The sequence below is a fragment of the Rhizobium sp. BR 314 genome (assembly GCF_047445805.1).
In the GTDB taxonomy this organism is placed as follows: Bacteria; Pseudomonadota; Alphaproteobacteria; order Rhizobiales; family Rhizobiaceae; genus Rhizobium; species Rhizobium lusitanum_B.
Window position 1 is genome coordinate 1 of record NZ_JARWLA010000065.1, and the last position, 17,437, is coordinate 17,437.

The 17,437-nt window shown below is 56.7% G+C and carries 15 protein-coding genes and 3 pseudogenes; 14 read left to right on the forward strand and 4 right to left on the reverse strand.

Features of this window, described 5'->3' with window-relative positions:
- Positions 1–201 precede the first annotated feature (201 nt).
- The 10 genes from QD461_RS34965 to QD461_RS35010 all read left to right on the forward strand — a co-directional run bounded on the left by QD461_RS34965 (position 202) and on the right by QD461_RS35010 (position 11,285).
- A complete protein-coding gene (locus QD461_RS34965; protein WP_414091465.1) occupies positions 202–1,044 on the forward strand; it encodes a class I SAM-dependent methyltransferase in 843 nt (280 codons plus the stop codon).
- Positions 1,041–2,381: a glycosyltransferase family 2 protein gene (locus QD461_RS34970; protein ID WP_414091466.1), complete on the forward strand. Its 1,341-nt coding sequence runs from the start codon at positions 1,041–1,043 to the stop codon at positions 2,379–2,381. The genes QD461_RS34965 and QD461_RS34970 overlap by 4 nt, the downstream gene beginning before the upstream one ends.
- Positions 2,378–3,523, forward strand: coding sequence for a glycosyltransferase (locus QD461_RS34975; protein WP_414091467.1), 1,146 nt, complete (start codon positions 2,378–2,380; stop codon positions 3,521–3,523). Before QD461_RS34970 ends, QD461_RS34975 begins: the two co-directional genes overlap by 4 nt.
- Positions 3,520–4,710 (forward strand): glycosyltransferase, encoded by a 1,191-nt coding sequence (locus QD461_RS34980; RefSeq protein ID WP_414091468.1) that lies wholly within the window; start codon positions 3,520–3,522, stop codon positions 4,708–4,710. The genes QD461_RS34975 and QD461_RS34980 overlap by 4 nt, the downstream gene beginning before the upstream one ends.
- An 18-nt stretch (positions 4,711–4,728) precedes the next feature.
- Positions 4,729–6,567, forward strand: a complete 1,839-nt coding sequence (asnB, locus tag QD461_RS34985; protein ID WP_414091469.1) for an asparagine synthase (glutamine-hydrolyzing) — start codon at positions 4,729–4,731, stop codon at positions 6,565–6,567.
- Positions 6,568–6,658: 91 nt separating this feature from the next.
- A complete protein-coding gene (locus QD461_RS34990) occupies positions 6,659–7,591 on the forward strand; it encodes an NAD-dependent epimerase/dehydratase family protein (protein WP_414091470.1) in 933 nt (310 codons plus the stop codon).
- The gene (locus QD461_RS34995) at positions 7,588–8,511 is read left to right on the forward strand and encodes a glycosyltransferase family 2 protein (RefSeq protein WP_414091471.1); all 924 of its coding nucleotides are present in this window, start codon (positions 7,588–7,590) and stop codon (positions 8,509–8,511) included. Before QD461_RS34990 ends, QD461_RS34995 begins: the two co-directional genes overlap by 4 nt.
- 4 nt (positions 8,512–8,515) lie before the next feature.
- Complete coding sequence (gene gmd / locus QD461_RS35000) at positions 8,516–9,598, forward strand: GDP-mannose 4,6-dehydratase (protein WP_414091472.1); 1,083 nt, start codon at positions 8,516–8,518, stop codon at positions 9,596–9,598.
- Between the two features lie 4 nt (positions 9,599–9,602).
- A complete protein-coding gene (locus tag QD461_RS35005) occupies positions 9,603–10,535 on the forward strand; it encodes a GDP-L-fucose synthase family protein (protein WP_414091473.1) in 933 nt (310 codons plus the stop codon).
- 3 nt (positions 10,536–10,538) lie between these two features.
- Positions 10,539–11,285: a glycosyltransferase family 2 protein gene (locus QD461_RS35010; RefSeq protein ID WP_414091474.1), complete on the forward strand. Its 747-nt coding sequence runs from the start codon at positions 10,539–10,541 to the stop codon at positions 11,283–11,285.
- A 34-nt stretch (positions 11,286–11,319) separates the two neighbouring features.
- Here the strand turns inward: QD461_RS35010 and QD461_RS35015 are convergent, their stop codons facing one another.
- Positions 11,320–12,432 carry a glycosyltransferase family 4 protein gene (locus QD461_RS35015; protein WP_414091475.1) on the reverse strand — a complete coding sequence of 371 codons (1,113 nt, stop codon included), beginning with the start codon at positions 12,430–12,432 and terminating at the stop codon, positions 11,320–11,322.
- A 208-nt stretch (positions 12,433–12,640) separates the two neighbouring features.
- Positions 12,641–12,763: pseudogene (locus QD461_RS35020) on the reverse strand (transglutaminase family protein); the annotation flags it as partial.
- A 14-nt stretch (positions 12,764–12,777) separates the two neighbouring features.
- Here QD461_RS35020 and QD461_RS35025 point away from each other — a divergent pair.
- Positions 12,778–12,867 (forward strand): annotated as a pseudogene (locus QD461_RS35025) (transglutaminase family protein); the annotation flags it as partial.
- Between the two features lie 13 nt (positions 12,868–12,880).
- On the opposite strand, the gene QD461_RS35030 reads toward QD461_RS35025, so the two are convergent.
- Positions 12,881–14,308, reverse strand: a complete 1,428-nt coding sequence (locus QD461_RS35030) for a mannose-1-phosphate guanylyltransferase/mannose-6-phosphate isomerase (RefSeq protein ID WP_414091476.1) — start codon at positions 14,306–14,308, stop codon at positions 12,881–12,883.
- Between the two features lie 249 nt (positions 14,309–14,557).
- Positions 14,558–14,776 (reverse strand): annotated as a pseudogene (locus QD461_RS35035) (DUF475 domain-containing protein); the annotation flags it as partial.
- An 83-nt stretch (positions 14,777–14,859) separates the two neighbouring features.
- Between QD461_RS35035 and QD461_RS35040 the strand changes: the two are divergent.
- The 3 genes from QD461_RS35040 to tnpA all read left to right on the forward strand — a co-directional run bounded on the left by QD461_RS35040 (position 14,860) and on the right by tnpA (position 17,265).
- Entirely contained in the window at positions 14,860–15,693 is an 834-nt protein-coding gene (locus tag QD461_RS35040) for a transposase (protein ID WP_414091477.1), read from the forward strand.
- 470 nt (positions 15,694–16,163) lie between these two features.
- A complete protein-coding gene (locus QD461_RS35045; RefSeq protein WP_414091478.1) occupies positions 16,164–16,928 on the forward strand; it encodes a putative nucleotide-diphospho-sugar transferase in 765 nt (254 codons plus the stop codon).
- A 70-nt stretch (positions 16,929–16,998) separates the two neighbouring features.
- Positions 16,999–17,265, forward strand: coding sequence for an IS66-like element accessory protein TnpA (gene tnpA, locus QD461_RS35050; protein ID WP_414091480.1), 267 nt, complete (start codon positions 16,999–17,001; stop codon positions 17,263–17,265).
- Positions 17,266–17,437: the final 172 nt, after the last annotated feature.

Genomic DNA, 17,437 nt, shown 5'->3' on the forward strand with positions numbered 1-17,437 from the left:
CTTCGCGATTGTGTTCCGCGACAGCCCGGTGCGCCGACTGATCTCGCGGATCGATAGCTTCTCGCGCAACGCCATCCGGCGGATAATGTTTAAAAGTCCCATGTGGATCACTCCGTTGCCCCCGTCGCTCTCCGCGCTGGGGGAAGGTTCACATGGCTCAATTCTCAATGGAAATTATGCGCCTAACCGGCTCAGTTCTGCGTGGAAACCAACACCTGGATAAAGGCACGTTCGGAAGCCGATAAGGCTGCAGGCGCCGATGATGTGCACTGGCTGCTTCCGATCGTGAAGGAGCTGGTGAGGTCCAGCGGAATAGAGGACAATGCAGAGTTACGTCATTCTGTGCAGGAGCTCTTGCTGACGCAATTGCCGAAGGAGGCTTGGGTGCTGGCTCCCGGGCTTGAGAAACGCACTGAGCCGGTGCGCAGTACCTGGACCTACCAGAACGAGGTGATGAAGTGGGACATCGCCGAAACCGATCTCGTGCTGGATGTTGGCTCAGGTGGCTATCCGTTTAAGCGCGCCAATCATCTCGCCGATAAGTTCCCCGAGGAAACGACCCATCGCGTCGAATCTATGGTCCTAGATGGCCGCACCTTTTTTGAAGTTGACATCGAGAAACTGCCCTTCGAGGACGGTGCTTATGACTTCGTGTTTTGCTCACATGTAATGGAGCATCTCGACAACCCCGGCCAGGCGATGCGTGAATTGTCGCGCGTCGGAAAGCGGGGCTATCTGGAAGTGCCCACACGGCTTTCCGATGTGATGTTCAATTTTACTCGATTGCAGAACCATCATCGCTGGCACAGCATCAGGCTCGGAAACACGCTCTGCCTGATAGAATGGAACGAGCGTGAGCGTCGCGAGCTTGGAAACGAGTTCTTTGAAGCGCTTCAGAGCGCCTATACTAACCCGTTCCAAGACTTCTTCGAGCGCAACCGCGACCTCTTCTTCACCTCTTTCCCCTGGGAGGGCCACATTGACTTCCTGGTGATAGGCAAGAATGGAGAAATTCTCGATTCTTCCTCCGGTCGCGGCACATGAAAGAAGATGCCGGCTTGGAGATAGGTGCCGTGACAGAAGCGATCGAGGCTGGTCGTCAAACCGTGCATGTGGTCATTCCGGTATTCAACCGGCTGCATTTTACCCGCGCGTGCATCGCTTACCTCCAGGCACAGACATGGAAGCCGATCAATATCATTGTTTCGGATGGCGGCTCGACGGATGGAAGCGTCGCGACGATTCGCGCCGAATTTCCTGATGTGACGGTTCTGACAACGGACAAGGAGCTGTGGTGGTCGGGGTCCATGGCGCTAGGCATAGACCATGTCCTTTCGCTCGGAGGACCGTCGGACGATTTCGTCCTGATGATGAACAACGACACGATTCTTGTTCCCGACTACGTCGAGATGCTGGTCAAGGCATCAATCAGGCACAATGCAGCGGTTGGCGGGCTGATCGTTGACAGTCGCGATCATGCCCAGGTCCTGGATGCCGGCGAATATATAGATTGGGAAGGCTACACTTTCCCTGTTAGGCAGTACGTCGATCCTGGCGAGCTTTATCGTGACGACGTTGATGTGCTTCCGGGGAGGGGCAGCATCATACCGCTGCACATGATCCAGACTGCCGGGAATGTTGATGCGGAAATGCTGCCGCACTACCTAGCTGACTACGAGTTCTTCTGCCGGCTGAAGGGCCATGGTTTCAAACTGGGCGTGACCTATGAGGCGCGCATCATGGCGCATATCGAGGAAACCGGTATCGTGCCGACACAGGGACGCGCCACCTTCCGCTCCATATGGAACGAGCTGTTCTCACGCCGGTCAATGAGTAACGTGCGCGACCATTGGCGGTTCGTCGGCCGCCATGCGCCGGAGGCCTACCGCAATCGAAACCGGATGCGGCTGGTCAAGCGGGCGGTGATTGACCTGACGCTGCGTACACAAATGCGGCCTCTCTTCCTGCCGATATATTGGTTGGCAAGTGTGCCGGGGCACACCGTTGCTTATATCCGCAATCAGCGCCGGATGTTTCGGGAATTCTGGAGGGCGATCGGAACTGATGGGGCTGACGTATTGTGCCGCCCCGAGATATTTCCCGGAGTGATTCGGCTGCCGCTGTTCCTGCTTGCCGCCACCGGGCCGTTGCAGGAAGAGGATGTGCAATCCGTCGGATTGGATGTCGCGACTTTGCAGCAGCGCGGTCTTCTACGCACCCTGCAGAGCGAAAGCTGGTTTGGGTTGACGACGCTCGATTTTTCAAACCTTCCCGACCGCGCCCAGCTGAAGCGTCTGCGCCTGCTCGCTTGGAGTCCGATACCAAAGATTGGCAGAAAGCGTGCATGGCGCAGATCAATGCGGGAGCTGCATAGATCGTGAACGGAAAAAGGCGCACGCTTCGCATAGGAATAGAGCTGATCAGTGACCCAACCTGGATGGGTGGTGTGCTGTACCTGCAAAACCTCGCCATATGCCTTTCCCGGCTACCGGTGGATGAACGTCCACATATCGAGCTCTTCGGCGCACCGGATGTGGTGGGCAAATTCCTAACCGAAAATCGTCTGCTGGATGGTTCGGGCCGCAAAGCGGGTTTGCTGCCGCGGATTGCGCGGAAGTTCGGCCTGACGATCGCCGAGCCAGCCATAGATGTCGTCTATCCGGGCTTCGGGCGTGAGGTGGAAGGTGCGGTGACCATGCGCTGGATCCCTGATTTTCAGCACCGCTATCTTCCTCATCTGTTTTCGGCAGACGAGATTGCTGCGCGCGATCGTTCTATCGCGGAGCTAGCGGCAAAGCCCGGTGTCATCGTTTTCAGTAGCGAGGTTGCTGCTGCGGATTTCCGCTCCTTCTATCCCAATCACTCGGCGACTCCGCGGGTCTGGCATTTCTGCTCGCTGTTGGAGACCTCGGAGACAAATGATGAAGCAATTGTCGAGAATTTCGGCCTGCCGGCGAAATTCCTTTATCTGCCCAACCAATTCTGGGCGCACAAGAACCATATAGCAGTGTTGAAGGCGCTTGCGCATCTCAAGCGCGATCATGGTCTTCTCATCCCACTGGTTTGTACTGGGGCGCAATCTGACCGGCGCAACGAAGGTCATTTTGCCGGGCTTCTCGCTTTCATCAAGGAAAACGGCCTGACGGATCAGGTCAAGCTTCTCGGCCTCATCGACCGGCGTGCGCAGGTGGAAGTCTTCCGCCAGGCCGCCGCGATCGTCCAGCCGTCGCTCTTCGAAGGCTGGAGCACGGTGGTGGAGGACACGCGTGCGATCGGCCGCCCGATATTTCTATCGGACCTCCCGGTTCATCGCGAGCAGGATCCCACCCATTGCACCTATTTTGATCCTCACGAACCTTCGGATCTGGCTGCGAAGCTTGCCTCGGCCTGGGTGGGGCTTGTGCCGGGACCAAACAAAGCGTCTGAACTGGAGGCGCGGCGCGACATGGAACGCCGAATCCTAGATGCCGGCCGGGTGTTCCAGGACATTACCAGACAGGCGCTGGGGATAGACCGTGCATGAGGTTGCAGCTGCGAATCGAGTTTCTAGAAGATGCGCAATGGCTTGGTGGGTCGATCTACATCGACAACCTGCTGGCCGCACTATCATCTATACCCGTCACAGACCGACCGGATGTGCGGTTGGTTTTTCTTTCATCGGGCGAATCCGCGCTGGCGACCCGCCTGCTTCGTTACCCTGTTCTTGCACATCAGGAAGCAGGGCGCCGGGCAGCGGGATTGATGGCCCGCGTCCGCCGTCTTCATCGCGCCATACTGCGTCGGGCGCCGATGCTCGGTGCCTTTTGGCCCCAAGCCAGCAATGCAGTCTATTTTCCGGCATTCGATGCATCGCAGCGCTGGCGCACGAATCTTTACTGGGTGCCGGATTTCCAGATATTTCATTTTCCTGAGCTTTTCTCTCAGGATGAAGTGGCAGCTCGCACCCGCAGCATCGGTGAGATCGCCGCTACCGAAGGCGTGCTGTTGCTGTCGAGTCATGCAGCTCTTGCGGACTTCCGCAAATTCTTTCCACAAGCGACGGTCGAACCGCGCGTCTGGTCGTTTTGCAGCAGCATCGATGCCGGCGACGTCGAGACCAACAAGCAGGTCCTAGAATTTTACGGACTGCCGGAAAGATTCGTCTATGTCGCCAATCACTTCTGGAAACATAAGGATCATGAAACGGCTTTCAAAGCCTTGAAGATCCTTAAGGATCGGAACGTAATCGTCAGGCTAGTCTGCACCGGGCTGCAATCGGATCGCCGAGATCCCGGCTACTATGACGGGCTCGTTCAAAGCCTTTCCGAGTGGGGGATAGCGGACCAGGTCACGATACTTGGATTAGTACCGCGGGATCATCAGATCGAACTTTTCCGGGCAGCAAGTCTCGTGCTTCAACCCTCGTTGTTTGAGGGGTGGAGCACCGTGATAGAAGATGCTAAAGCGCTGGGAAGGCCCATCTTAGCGTCCGACATCACGGTTCACAGGGAACAGTTGGAAGGTCGCGAGCAGTGTCATCTGTTCAGAGCGGCGGACACGAAAGATATGGCTGAACGGATCGAACAGATTTTGCCGGTATTAGCAGCCGGGCCCTGTGTCGAGATGGAACGCGCAGCGGCCAATCGGCGTAACGCTGCACGGAGGGCATCTGCACATGCATTTGTCGCCATTGCGGAACAAGCGGCAGGCCGTGCGCAGAAGGCTGGATAGCGGAATAGGAAAGCAAGCATGTGCGGCATTAGCGGTATGATTTCAAACGCGGCTTTGACACCGGAAGACATTGCTGGTGTCGGTCGGATGAATGCGCTGCTGGAGCATCGTGGCCCCGATTCGGAGGGCATGTTCAACGATACGAACGTGATGCTTGCCATGCGCCGCCTGTCGATCATCGATCTTGCTGGCGGACGTCAGCCGCTTTTCAACGAGACCCGCGAGATCGCCATCATCTGCAACGGCGAGATCTATAATCACGATGCTCTGCGCGAAGAATTGCGCGAGCTCGGGCACCAGTTTTCCTGCCTGAGCGATGTCGAGACAATCATTCACGCTTATGAGGAATACGGCATCGATTGCCTCGCCAGGCTGCGCGGGATGTTCGCCTTTGCGCTATGGGACAAGCGCAACGGAACACTCCTCCTTGCCCGTGATAGGATGGGTGAAAAGCCACTGTACCTGCATCGTGGCGATGCCGGGCAGATCTGGTTCTCCAGCGAGATCCGAAGTGTGTCCTCTGTGATGCCACAGCCGTTGAAGTTGACGCCAGAGGCCTTCAACATGTTCCTGACGTTCCAGTACGTGCCGGAGCCGCTGACCCCACTCGAAAGTCTCGAACTTCTGCCAGCTGGCCATTATTTGCTACTCAAGCCCGGCGCTCTCGATGCGGCACCGCAACCCTATTGGGACCTTGCCAATATGCGCGAAGATGCCGGCAAGCCCATTGCGATTACCGAGGAGATTCTGGACAATGCATGCCGGTTGATGGGTACGGCGGATGTGCCTGTTGCGGTTGCGCTCTCCGGTGGCATCGACTCCAGCCTTGTCGCCGCGCTGACGGCGCGGCACTTTCCGGGCCAGTTGCATGCGTTCACGATCGGCTACAAGGGGCGGCCGGAGACCGATGAGCGCGGTTTCGCCGAGACTTTGGCGAAGGATCTTGGCATCGGCTTCACCGAAGTGGAACTGGACACGGATCAGGTGATCGACAGTTTCCCGACGCTGATAGACGTTATGGACACACCGATCGGCGATATTGCCGCCTTCGGCTACTATTCCGTTGCCAAGGCCTCCCGTGAGGCCGGATACCCGGTTCTTATGTCCGGTATGGGCGGAGACGAGTTCTTCTGGGGTTATGAGTGGGTGCGCGAAGCCATGGCGCGTAACGAAACGTTGCTTGCCGGCGGAAAAGTCAAGCTTCCGTGGTGGAAACGGCTGATGGGACAGAAGCCGCCGGAGAAGCCGGATTTCTTCGGGGTACATGCCGATCTGCGCAACGGCGACGCCTGGTCCCGGAAGCTCATGCCGGAAAAGGCACTTGATCATCTGCCGGAAGGTTACTGGTCGAAGGAGGCCGCGCTTGACCTGTCGCAGCCGCTGCATCTGGCGGTTTCGAACCTCCTGAACCGGACATGGCTGCGATCCAACTGCCTAGCACTGTTCGACCGCATGAGTATGGCGCATTCGGTCGAAGGACGATTGCCACTGCTAGATGTCGAGCTTGTGGAGCGGGTAACTGGCATGCGCAATAATGGTCTCATCGATTGGCACAAGCCGCATAAATGGTTGTTGGTCGAAGCCCTGCACGACACACTGCCGGCGGACCTCCTGTCTCGAAAGAAGCAGGGTTTCACTCCGCCAGTTCGCGACTGGATGCAGGGTATTGTCACCCGCTTCCTACCTCTTGTGAAAAACGGCGCGCTGGTGCGCCAGGGCTTGATAGAGTCCGGAAAATCGGCAGACCTTTCCGCATACAATCTGCCTTTCCTGTATAAGCTTGTTCTGCTTGAATGCTGGACGCGTTTGCACATCGAAGGACAGACGGTGGGTGAGTTGGGCCACACGGGCGCCTAAATTTGTCTGGAAGGTCGCATTCCGTCTTTCCGAATAAGTAATTGAAGACTGAATCTCGGGCCGTGCTTTGCGGCTCTAAAAGGATCATTGAGTGCATAGAGTGACTAATATCGCTTTAGTAACAGGCGCTTACGGCTCTATCGGGCGTAATGTGGCTGCTGCTTTGGCACGCCGGGGTTGGAGCGTTCATGGAATCGGTCACGGCCGCTGGGATGTTCCCGAACGGCGTAGCTGGGGTATCGAGCGCTGGATCGAAAGCGACGTTTCGTTGGCCGCGCTGCGTTCTATCGACGTTCGCCCGGATATCATTATTCATTGTGCAGGCAGTGGCTCGGTCGGAACCTCGCTAACGGATCCACATCAGGATTTTCGGAGGACCGTATCAGCTACCGCAGATCTACTTGAGTTCGTGCGCGACGAATGCTCGCAGACAGCACTCGTTTATCCGTCGAGTGCCGCAGTGTACGGCATTGCAGAGAGCTTTCCGATAGGGGAAGAAACGACCCTTCGCCCTGCATCGCCCTATGGGGTGCATAAGCGTCTGGCAGAGGAACTGGTGCGTGACCACGCGCGGCTTTTCAATCTTAACGCGGCTGTGGTGCGCCTGTTCTCGATCTATGGCGAAGGTTTCCGCAAGCAGCTGCTTTGGGATGCCTGTCGCCGCATTTGTGCCGACGAAACGGAGTTTTTCGGGACTGGGCTCGAAACGCGCGATTGGCTGCACGTTTCTGACGCAGCGGAACTGATGATCCGGGCAGGCGACCATGCAGGTCCGGATTGCCCCGTGGTGAATGGTGGCTCCGGTGTCTCTGTCACCGTCGGCGACGTTGTTGGCGAACTCTTCGATCTGATGGGTAAAACTGACCGCCCCATGTTTTGCGGAACCGAACGGCATGGAGATCCGCGCGACTATCAAGCCGATATATCTCGGGCGCTGGCTTGGGGCTGGCAACCTTCCGTTAGCTGGAAGGTTGGCTTGTCGCGCTATGCCGCGTGGTTCCGTGAGGAATGTGGCCTGGCATGAGAGCGATCTTATCTGACCTTGGCCTTGGCACAGCGCTAAGGCGTATGGCTGGCCTCCGGCTGGGTCTGCTTCATCAATATCCGCCCCGACCGCTCAGCGTCTCCGCGATCGGCGAACAAGGCAATGATAGCGATCTCCCGTCGATCAGCATCGTCACTCCTTCTTTCAACCAGGCCGCCTTCGTCGGCAAAACTGTCGACAGCGTATTGTCGCAGCACTACCCTGCTTTGCAGTATATCGTGCAAGATGCAGTATCTTCCGACGGTTCTCAGGCCATACTCGCGAATTATCGTGGTCGCGGTGTTGACATCATTGTGGAAGCCGATAAGGGACAAACAAATGCGCTGAACCGTGGTTTTGCCCGCAGTAATGGCGAGGTCATGGCCTACTTGAATTCCGATGATATGCTGCTGCCAGGGACGCTTCATATGGTTGGTCGCTACTTTCGCGATCATCCCTCGGTTGAGGTGATCTACGGGAACCGCCTCGTCGTTGATGAACAAGGGAGCGAAATCGGTCGCTGGATATTGCCGGGGCACGACGAGGAGGTCTTACGATTTGTTGATTATGTGCCCCAGGAGACGATGTTCTGGCGGCGTAAACTGTGGGAGAGGGCGGGAGCCAGTTTTGACGAGCGATTTCACTTCGCGATGGACTGGGACCTGATCCTGCGCTTCATACGGGCAGGTGCGATATTCAACCATGTCCCGGGACTGTTCGGATTGTTTCGTGTTCATGGCGATCAGAAGTCGCAAAAGGATTTCCGCGACCGCGGCGCACGGGAAATGGCGGAACTCCGTCACGAGCATGCAAGTGGCAGTATGCATATGACGCAACGCATCCTTCGTCATTTTGCGTATCTCTGGAAGCACAAGCAGGCCGATGCTGCGTTACCGGCCGCTATACGAAAGAATGGTTAGGATTATGAAAAAGGCGCTGATCACAGGTGTAACGGGGCAGGATGGCTCTTATCTGGCTGAACTTCTTCTGGAGAAGGGCTACGAAGTTCATGGCCTGAAGCGGCGCGCGTCGCTGTTCAACACCGACCGTATCGACCATCTATATCAGGACCCGCACGAAACCGGTCGCCGTTTCATCCTACACTATGGCGACATGACGGATTCATCCAGCCTCATCCGCATTATCCAGCAGGTCCAGCCTGACGAAATCTACAATCTCGCTGCCCAGTCGCATGTTGCGGTTTCCTTTGAAGAGCCGGAATACACCGCCAACTCTGATGCTTTGGGTGCGCTGCGCATTCTGGAAGCGATGCGTATTGTCGGTATCCAGAACAGCTGCCGATTCTACCAGGCGTCCACGTCCGAGCTTTACGGATTGGTGCAGGAAATCCCGCAGCGGGAAACAACGCCTTTCTACCCCCGTTCGCCTTATGCCGTTGCCAAGCTCTACGCCTACTGGATCACCGTCAACTATCGTGAAGCCTATGGCATGTATGCGTGCAACGGCATCCTGTTCAACCACGAAAGCCCAGTGCGCGGCGAGACCTTCGTGACGCGCAAGATCACGCGCGCGATCGCCCGCATCAAACTCGGCCTGCAGGACTGCTTGTTTCTTGGAAACCTGGATGCCAAACGTGACTGGGGCCATGCGAAGGACTACGTCGAAATGCAGTGGCTTATGTTGCAGCAGGAGAAGGCGGAGGACTTCGTCATCGCGACCGGTGTTCAGTACAGCGTCCGGGAATTCGTCGATGCGGCTGCACGCGAAGCCGGTATAGACATCACTTGGAAGGGCGAAGGCGTCGACGAGAGGGGCTATGACTCCTTTGGCAGGTGCATTGTCGCTGTCGATCCACGCTATTTCCGTCCGACCGAGGTCGAGACGCTTCTTGGCGATGCTTCGAAGGCAAGGGAAAAGCTCGGGTGGACTCCCCGGATCACATTCCAGGAGCTTGTGCAGGAAATGATGCGCGAAGACCTCAAGTCGGCCGAGCGCGACGAGCTCGTCAAGCGCCACGGCTTCTCCGCCTATGACTATCATGAGTGAGCCGATGGACAGGCACGCGAAAGTCTATGTTGCCGGGCATCGCGGCATGGTCGGATCGGCAATCGTGCGGCGGTTGCAGGACGATGGCTACACGAATATCGTGACCCGCACTCACGCGGAACTCGACCTGATCAACCAGCAAGCTGTCACCGCGTTCCTCGCCGAGGAGAAACCGGATTTCATTTTCATGGCTGCGGCGAAGGTCGGCGGCATCCATGCCAACAATACGTTCCGCGCCGATTTCCTCTACGCTAACCTGCTGATCGAAGCCAACATGACTCATGCCGCCTGGCAGGCCGGAGTGCGCCGCATGTTGTTCCTCGGTTCCAGCTGCATCTACCCGCGGGACTGCCCACAACCGATCCGCGAGGACTACCTACTGGCGGGGCCGCTGGAGCAGACTAACGAGCCTTATGCGATTGCCAAGATTGCGGGCATTAAGCTATGCGAGAACTACAATCGCCAGCATGGCACGCAATATGTTTCTGCCATGCCGACCAATCTTTACGGCCCGAACGACAACTATGACCTGAACAACAGCCATGTGCTGCCGGCGCTTATCCGCAAGGCGCATGAGGCCAAGGTTCGGGGCGACCGCGAACTGGTTGTTTGGGGCTCCGGCAAGCCGATGCGTGAGTTTCTCTATGTCGACGACATGGCAGATGCTAGCCTGTTCCTGATGAAAAGCGGCGTTACTGAGGGTCTCTACAATATAGGCACTGGTACCGATGTGACTATTCGTGAACTGGCGGAGATGGTCATGCAGGTCGTCGGCTTTGAAGGCAAGATTGTATTCGACCAGACCAAGCCTGATGGCACGCCTCGCAAGCTCCTGAATGTTGATCGGATGAAGAAGCTTGGCTGGCAGGCAAGTACACCTCTCGTCGAAGGTATTGCCAAAGCATATGCGGATTTTCAAAGTCGGCCTACGGGGTAAGCCATGAGTACGCCCTTGGTGACGATTGCCGTTCCGTCCTTTAATCAAGGGCGATATCTCGGCCAGGCGCTTGAGTCTATTTTTGAGCAGGATGTGCCTGTTGAGGTCTTTGTCATGGACGGGGGGTCGACTGACGGCTCGCTGGAAATCATCCGCCAGTGGGAGCATCGCTTGGCCGGCTGGAGAAGCCATCGAGACAATGGGCAGGCGGCTGCTATCAACGAAGGAATCGCGCGCGGCAGAGCACCATATGTGGCTTGGCTCAATAGTGACGACTGGTATCTGAAAGGTGGCTTGGAACATCTCTGCCGCGCCCTTGTCCACGAAGCACCAAGTACGCCGGCGGTTTATGGCCGAGCATTTAACGTCGTCGAGAAAACCGGACGACGCTATCCAGTGTGGGTGGAGCCATTCAGTGAGCGCCGGCTGGCGTTACGCTGCATCATCTCGCAACCCGCGACGCTTATCCGTCGCTCGGCATGGGAGACTGTGAGTGGGGCGGATCCGGATTTGCATATGGTCATGGATTACGATCTGTGGTGGCGTCTGTTCAAGGAAAGCGGGCCGCTTCGCTTCGTGCCGCAGGATGTCGCGGTGAACCGCGAACATGAAATGACCAAAACTAACACCCTGCGCCGTCGGCATTACAGCGAGGCAATTAGGATCGTCCGCAAGCACCACGGCAGCGTTCCGCTCAAATGGTGGCTGATGCAGCCTTACTCTGTCTGGTACAAGGCCCTGCTAGGTTAATAAAATCTCTGGAGATTGCATGGGGGCTTGCAGTTCAATCCCCCTTCAATTGCCTGTAATGATCGATATATTGGGCAACCATATGCGCTGCCGTAAAGTTCTCCTTATAACGATCAAAGGCCGCCGCTCCGTAGCGTCTAGCGAGTTCATTGTTGCCGATTAGATAGTTCATTGCTTTCGCAAGCTGCTGCGGATCCCCCGGCGCCACGACAATTCCCGTTACACCATCTAGATTGACGTAGCTCGTTCCAGTACCGATTTCGCAGCTGATCATCGGCTTTCCAAACCTCTCCGCCTCGACCAGCGACAGGCCGAAGGCTTCTGACCTAAGGTGAGAGGGGAAAACCACAGCGACACACAGCTCAAGAAGTGCGGCCTTTGCGCTATCCGATACCGCTCCGACAAAATGTATATTTTTCAGGTCGAGCTCCGTAGCGCGGGCCTTCAACTCGGCTTCCATTGGACCACCACCAACGATGACGATATCGGCGACCACATCTGTTGCAGCCTCGAGAAGAATGTGAATGCCTTTATAGTATCGCAGCACACCGACAAAGAGAAGGAACGGACGCGCGAATCGAGCTTGCCACTGCTCCTTTTCTGCTCGTTCTGCGGATGGGGAGTCGGCGGCATCGAGACCCAGTGGAATGACGCTGGTTTTGTGTTTGAAACGCTGGAGAACTTCGCTGGATGCGAGATAATTCGGCGATGTGGCAACGATCTGGTCTACATTGGAAAGGAAGCGTAGCATCAACGGTTTGTATATTCGACCGAGTGCCTTCTGCTTTACGATGTCGGAATGGTATGTGACGATCGTCGGCTTGTGAGGTGGTGTCGAGAAATGCACCACGTCCATGAAAGGCCAAGGAAAATGATAGTGCACAATATCAGCTTTCGTGCTCAGTTCGCGGAACTTCCCGAAAACCTCGAACGAAAATCCGGTTGAAGCTAGCTCGAAACTCTGTTTCGCTTTATGCGCCATATGCCCATCAAATTCGACGGTGTTCTTCACGGGATCAGGGCTGAGAGACAGCACATCGGACCGGACGCCATAGGCATTACAACCTTTGGCAAGAGCGTGAATTGTCCGCTCAATGCCGCCGAAGGTATCCGGCCAATAGGTCTTAAAGAAATGAAGTACGCGCATATGGTGAGCCTTGCTATCCCTTTGCTGTCTGGAATACCTTCAAATCGTTCGTTAGAACAGCTTGAGTTATTGGTTTCCACGCGGAACTGAGCCGGTTTTGGAGTGAACCCCTCGGGCTGGACCAGCGAGGAGCTTCAAACTAAGCTGCCTGCTGGGCGAGTTGGTTTTTAAATTCTGCCGGCGATCGATAGCCAAGGATAGAATGGAGCGCGACGCGGATGACATTGATGCGTTCGTCCCGCGGCCGCGAGTAGCCCTCGATATCGACTGGTAGTCCGAGCTCAGCCGCTGCATTTTCCGCTGTAGCCAAAAGTTCGAGATACTGCTCGATCCCTTAGGTCGGCGTACCTGGTGCCTGGAGACTCGCCGATCGGCTACCGCCTGCCGCTCGGCGCCCTGCCCTATGTACCGCCGTCGCGGTATCCCTATATCCATTGTTTGCTTGCGATCAGCTTCTGCCGAATTCATCGACGAGGCGGATGATATCGTCTTCGCCGAGATAGGAGCCCGTCTGTACTTCGATGAGCTCCAGCAGGATCTTACCCGGATTGGCCAGGCGATGCACTTCGCCGAGAGGGATATAGACCGACTCGTTTTCGCGCAGCATCTGCACGTTTTCGCCGACCGTCACTTCGGCGGTGCCCTTGACGACGATCCAGTGCTCGGAGCGATGGTGATGCTTCTGCAGCGACAGCTTCTTGCCCGGCAGCACGAAGATGCGCTTGACCTGGAAACGATCGCCATTGAGCACCGACGTGTAGCCGCCCCATGGGCGATAGGAGGTCGGATGCGTCTCCGTGAGTTTTACCGTCTTCTTCTCGCTTGCCAGCAACTTGACCAGCTTGCCGACTTCCTGGCTGTCCTTGAGGCGACCGACATAGACGGCATCTTCGCTGGCAACGACGGCGACATCCTCGAGCCCCTGCACGGCGACGTGCAGGCTATGGCTCATGACCAGCGAGTTCTTCGTGTTGACCAGCGTCGTGGCGCCTGTCGTCACGTTGCCGCTTTCGTCACGGCTGCCGACTTTCCAGACCGCATCCCAGCTGCCGAGATCGGACCAGATGAAGGGAGAGGGGACGACGGCTGCGTTGGCCGTCTTTTCCATCAGCGCGTAGTCGATGGAAATATCCGGGCTCTTGGAGAAATGATCCGCATCGAGGCGGGTGAAATCGAGGTCGCGCGTCGATTTGGAAACGGCCTTGCCGACAGCCTTTTCGACGTCGGGCGCAAATTCCTTCATCTCGGCGAGAAGCTGAGCGGCCGAGAACATGAACATGCCCGAATTCCAGTTGAAATGGCCGTTGGCAACCATCTCCTCGGCCTTCTCTAGGGCAGGCTTCTCGACGAAGCGCTTGACGGCGTGGGCGCCGGTCGAAAGAGCCTTGCCGCTTTCGATGTAGCCATAGCCGGTGGCTGGTTCGGTCGGGGTGATGCCGAAGGTGACGAGCTTGCCCTGAAGTGCTGTGTCGCGCGCCTGGCGCACGCAGTCGTAATAGGTCGTGGTGGCGTCGATCTCATAGTCGGAGCCGAGGACGTGCATGATTGCGTCCTTGCCGAAAAGATCGGTGACGAGCACCGCGGCGGCGGCAACGGCAGCGGCGGTGTTGCGGGCGACCGGCTCCAGCAGGATGGATGCCAGCTTCAAATCGAGCTCACGCGCCTGTTCGGCGACGAGGAAGCGAAACTCCTCATTGGTGAGAATGATCGGCGGTTCGTAGAGCTCCGGATCCGCAACGCGCTTCAGCGTATTCTGAAACAGCGTGCTGTCGCCGATGAACTGAATGAACTGTTTTGGGGCGGAAGCGCGCGACAGCGGCCAAAGCCGCGTGCCCTTGCCACCTGCCATGATCACCGGAACGATTTTTGCCGCCATGCCCTGCCTCTCTGGATATCTCACTCGGTGTTTCTTTAACGATGCACAACCATTGTGCTCTCGACAATTTCCATTGCGATTGCGATATTTTTTCTCAAAGCGCCAGCGTTACTATCTCGAGATCGTAACAATCGGCGACTTCAATCCGGAAAGCTGGGTGAAAGTTCGTAAAAAACACTATGCTGAATCGAAGAGGCGGAAGCCGTCGGCTGACAACTTCCGCTATGTAGGGGACCAATGTCTCGCTACTCAGGCTTTTGCCCTGTGGTTTCGCTGCTCATCGTGAGCCGGCGCAGGGGTGAGGCCGTTACGCTTGTTGTAGCGGATCGACGACCAGAGCGAGATGCCGCTCAGTGCCGCGCCGCCAACAAGGCCGGTGACGACTTCGGGAATGTGCGTCAGCGTCTGCACGTACATGATCACCGAAAGGATCAGGATGGCATAGAAGGCGCCATGCTTGAGGTGGCGGCAATGAGACCTGTGCGCGGAAATTTGTAGATGGCTGAATTCATTGATGATTCAATTCCTCTGTCGAATGATAGAGGTGCGTGTTGAGCTGTCGCCTGATTGGGCAGGAAGCATTCGGATTTGCAATTGATCGCCATGGCGCGTCCTCGCTCGATGATCTTGTCGGTCTGATTGATTGGGCACCGGTTGATCAAGCGCTCGTCGTGATATCGGGCGCGGCCAAGGGCGAGCCGGCCTCGCCACCACTGGCCCTGTTCAAGGCGATGCTGCTGTCAATCTGGTACGACCTGTCGGACGTGAAGCTGGCCGAAGCTCTGGACGATCGAGCCTCGTTTTGCGGCTTTTCCCGCTCGGAGCCGACGCCAGAACGCACTGCCTTCGTTGGGTTTCGCCGGAGCCTTGTCGCTCACGGCCTGGATAAACACCTGTTCGACGCGATCACCGACCAGCTCAAGGCCAAGGCAATTCGGGTGAAGACCGGCACCGTTGCCAATGCGGCGATTATTGCTTCGGCAAGTGAAGATGACGGCGAGGGTCATTGGATCAAGCACAAGGGCCGCCCAGCGGTCCATGGTTTCAAGGCGCATGTGGGCGCTGACGCCGATACGGCTTTTGTCGAGGAGATCTCCGTTACGCCAGCCAACATCAACGACGGAAAGGCTGGTCCTGATGCACTGCCGGACAATCCCGGCGATGTTTATGCCGATAGCGCTTATCGCGGTGACCATTTTGGCAAGGCGGTCATTGCCAGGGGCGGCACGCCACGCCTTGAGGCGTGGAACCGACCCATCCACCGTATCCGCGGTCGGATCGAGAAGGTCTTCGGCACATGGAAACGAAGCTACGGCCTGCGCCGGATGCGATGGCGGGGGCTAGCAAAGGCAGGTGTTCAAATTCGCCTGACTGCCATAGCGTGAAAAACGAAAAGCCCAAAGGAAATGACACGAGCGATCGGCTGGCTCACTGCTGAAAAGCTCCAGCGCGTCAGAACCTCGGGCAAGCAGGACCGCCCTTCAGGGTGAAGTAAGCAAAGACCTCTATGGAAAGCGCGATGATGGCAGACGCTGCCAACAGGCTCTTTAATTGCGACGGTGTTTGCCATGTCGGCTTCTGACGCCGCTCAAATTTGACAACAATACTGACATGCCAGTGAACTAAAGAAGATCAAGTGGCTTACCAGTCCGGCATGAGCGTCGGCGCGGCAAGCTCTCCACAATCGAACGAACAAAATTGTTCGGCCGAACTCTCCACCGGAGCGACCATGCAGCGGGGGCGAGCATGTGGATCTCCTGTCAACACTCATACTCAAAGGCAAATGTGCCGGGTCAAGTCGCGAGTGCATTGCCCAGCATATGAATAAAGCCGTCAAGCTCCTAAAGGTGCCTACTTGAATATCCTCAATATGATCCGTCCGTGGACCGCCCAGCAACGTGCGTTGATCATCCCATTCCCCACAGCGCAGGACCTCGCAGAGCGCAAGTCTACAGTAACCGACGCAGATGGCACGGTGGTTGCGTTTTTCACCAAAGACAGCCTTTACGAACAGGAGAGCAGGCGCATGTCCCTCTCGGCAGAACGGCTCGGCCTCAAGGTACATACCGCTGCATTGCCAAATGCGGGCAGCTGGGTTCTGAATGCCAGTCTGAAGCCTGGTTTTCTCCTCCAGGAAAGAACGAGGCTGCGAGGGCCGCTGCTCTATGTCGACGTCGATGCCGTCTTCCATCGCAACCCTTGGCCAGAACTTCAGAAGCTCGATTGTGATATCGCCCTCTATTATGAAGCTGACGGACGTCTGCTAAGCGGAACCATCCTCCTCAACGACACGCCCGCGACAGCGCGGCTTCTGGACCTTTGGCGCGAGGGATGCCTTGCCAATCCTGACACGTGGGACCAGCTCGTTCTCGAAGAGATTATTGCCAGGGATGAGAAAAGCACGAATCCGCAGTTTCGCGTCCTGAAACTACCCGTATCCTTTTGCTGGATCTTCGACCGTGTCGAAAACGAAGATGTCCGTGAGGTCTTCATCGAACACCTTCAGGCGAGCCGAGAGGCAAAAAAGCGTAAGCTCTGGTTCGGCCGCATCCGCAAGCGCCTGAAGCGCCGTCGCGACCGCATCGATAATATAGAACGCATCCTCAGTAGCGGGAGTTGACCGGTTTTTGAAGGTGCGGTAGCGCTAGGAGATCCCGATTGACCCTAGCCGTTTCACTAATCTCCGGACAGTGTCCGGAGATTACCGGAAATCCTGTCCGGACCTTTCCGAAACCCGCAATGGAAGACGTCGTTTCGATCAAAGTTCGAAAGACCGCCTTATCGCGGCCTGCTTTGAACCAGGCGCATCGGTATCGAAACTCGCGCGCGAACGCGGGGTCAACGCGAACCTCGTTTGGAAATGGATACGGAAATATACCCAGCCCTTTGCGTCGCCGCCGTTTTCGACATCGTCTCTTATTCCGGTGCAAATCACCGGGACCACTCAATTCACCTGAACTCAAATCCTAAATTAAGTTAGCTCTGTTGGTTTCCACGCAGAACTGAGCCGGTTAGGCGCATAATTTCCATTGAGAATTGAGCCATGTGAACCTTCCCCCAGCGCGGAGAGCGACGGGGGCAACGGAGTGATCCACATGGGACTTTTAAACATTATCCGCCGGATGGCGT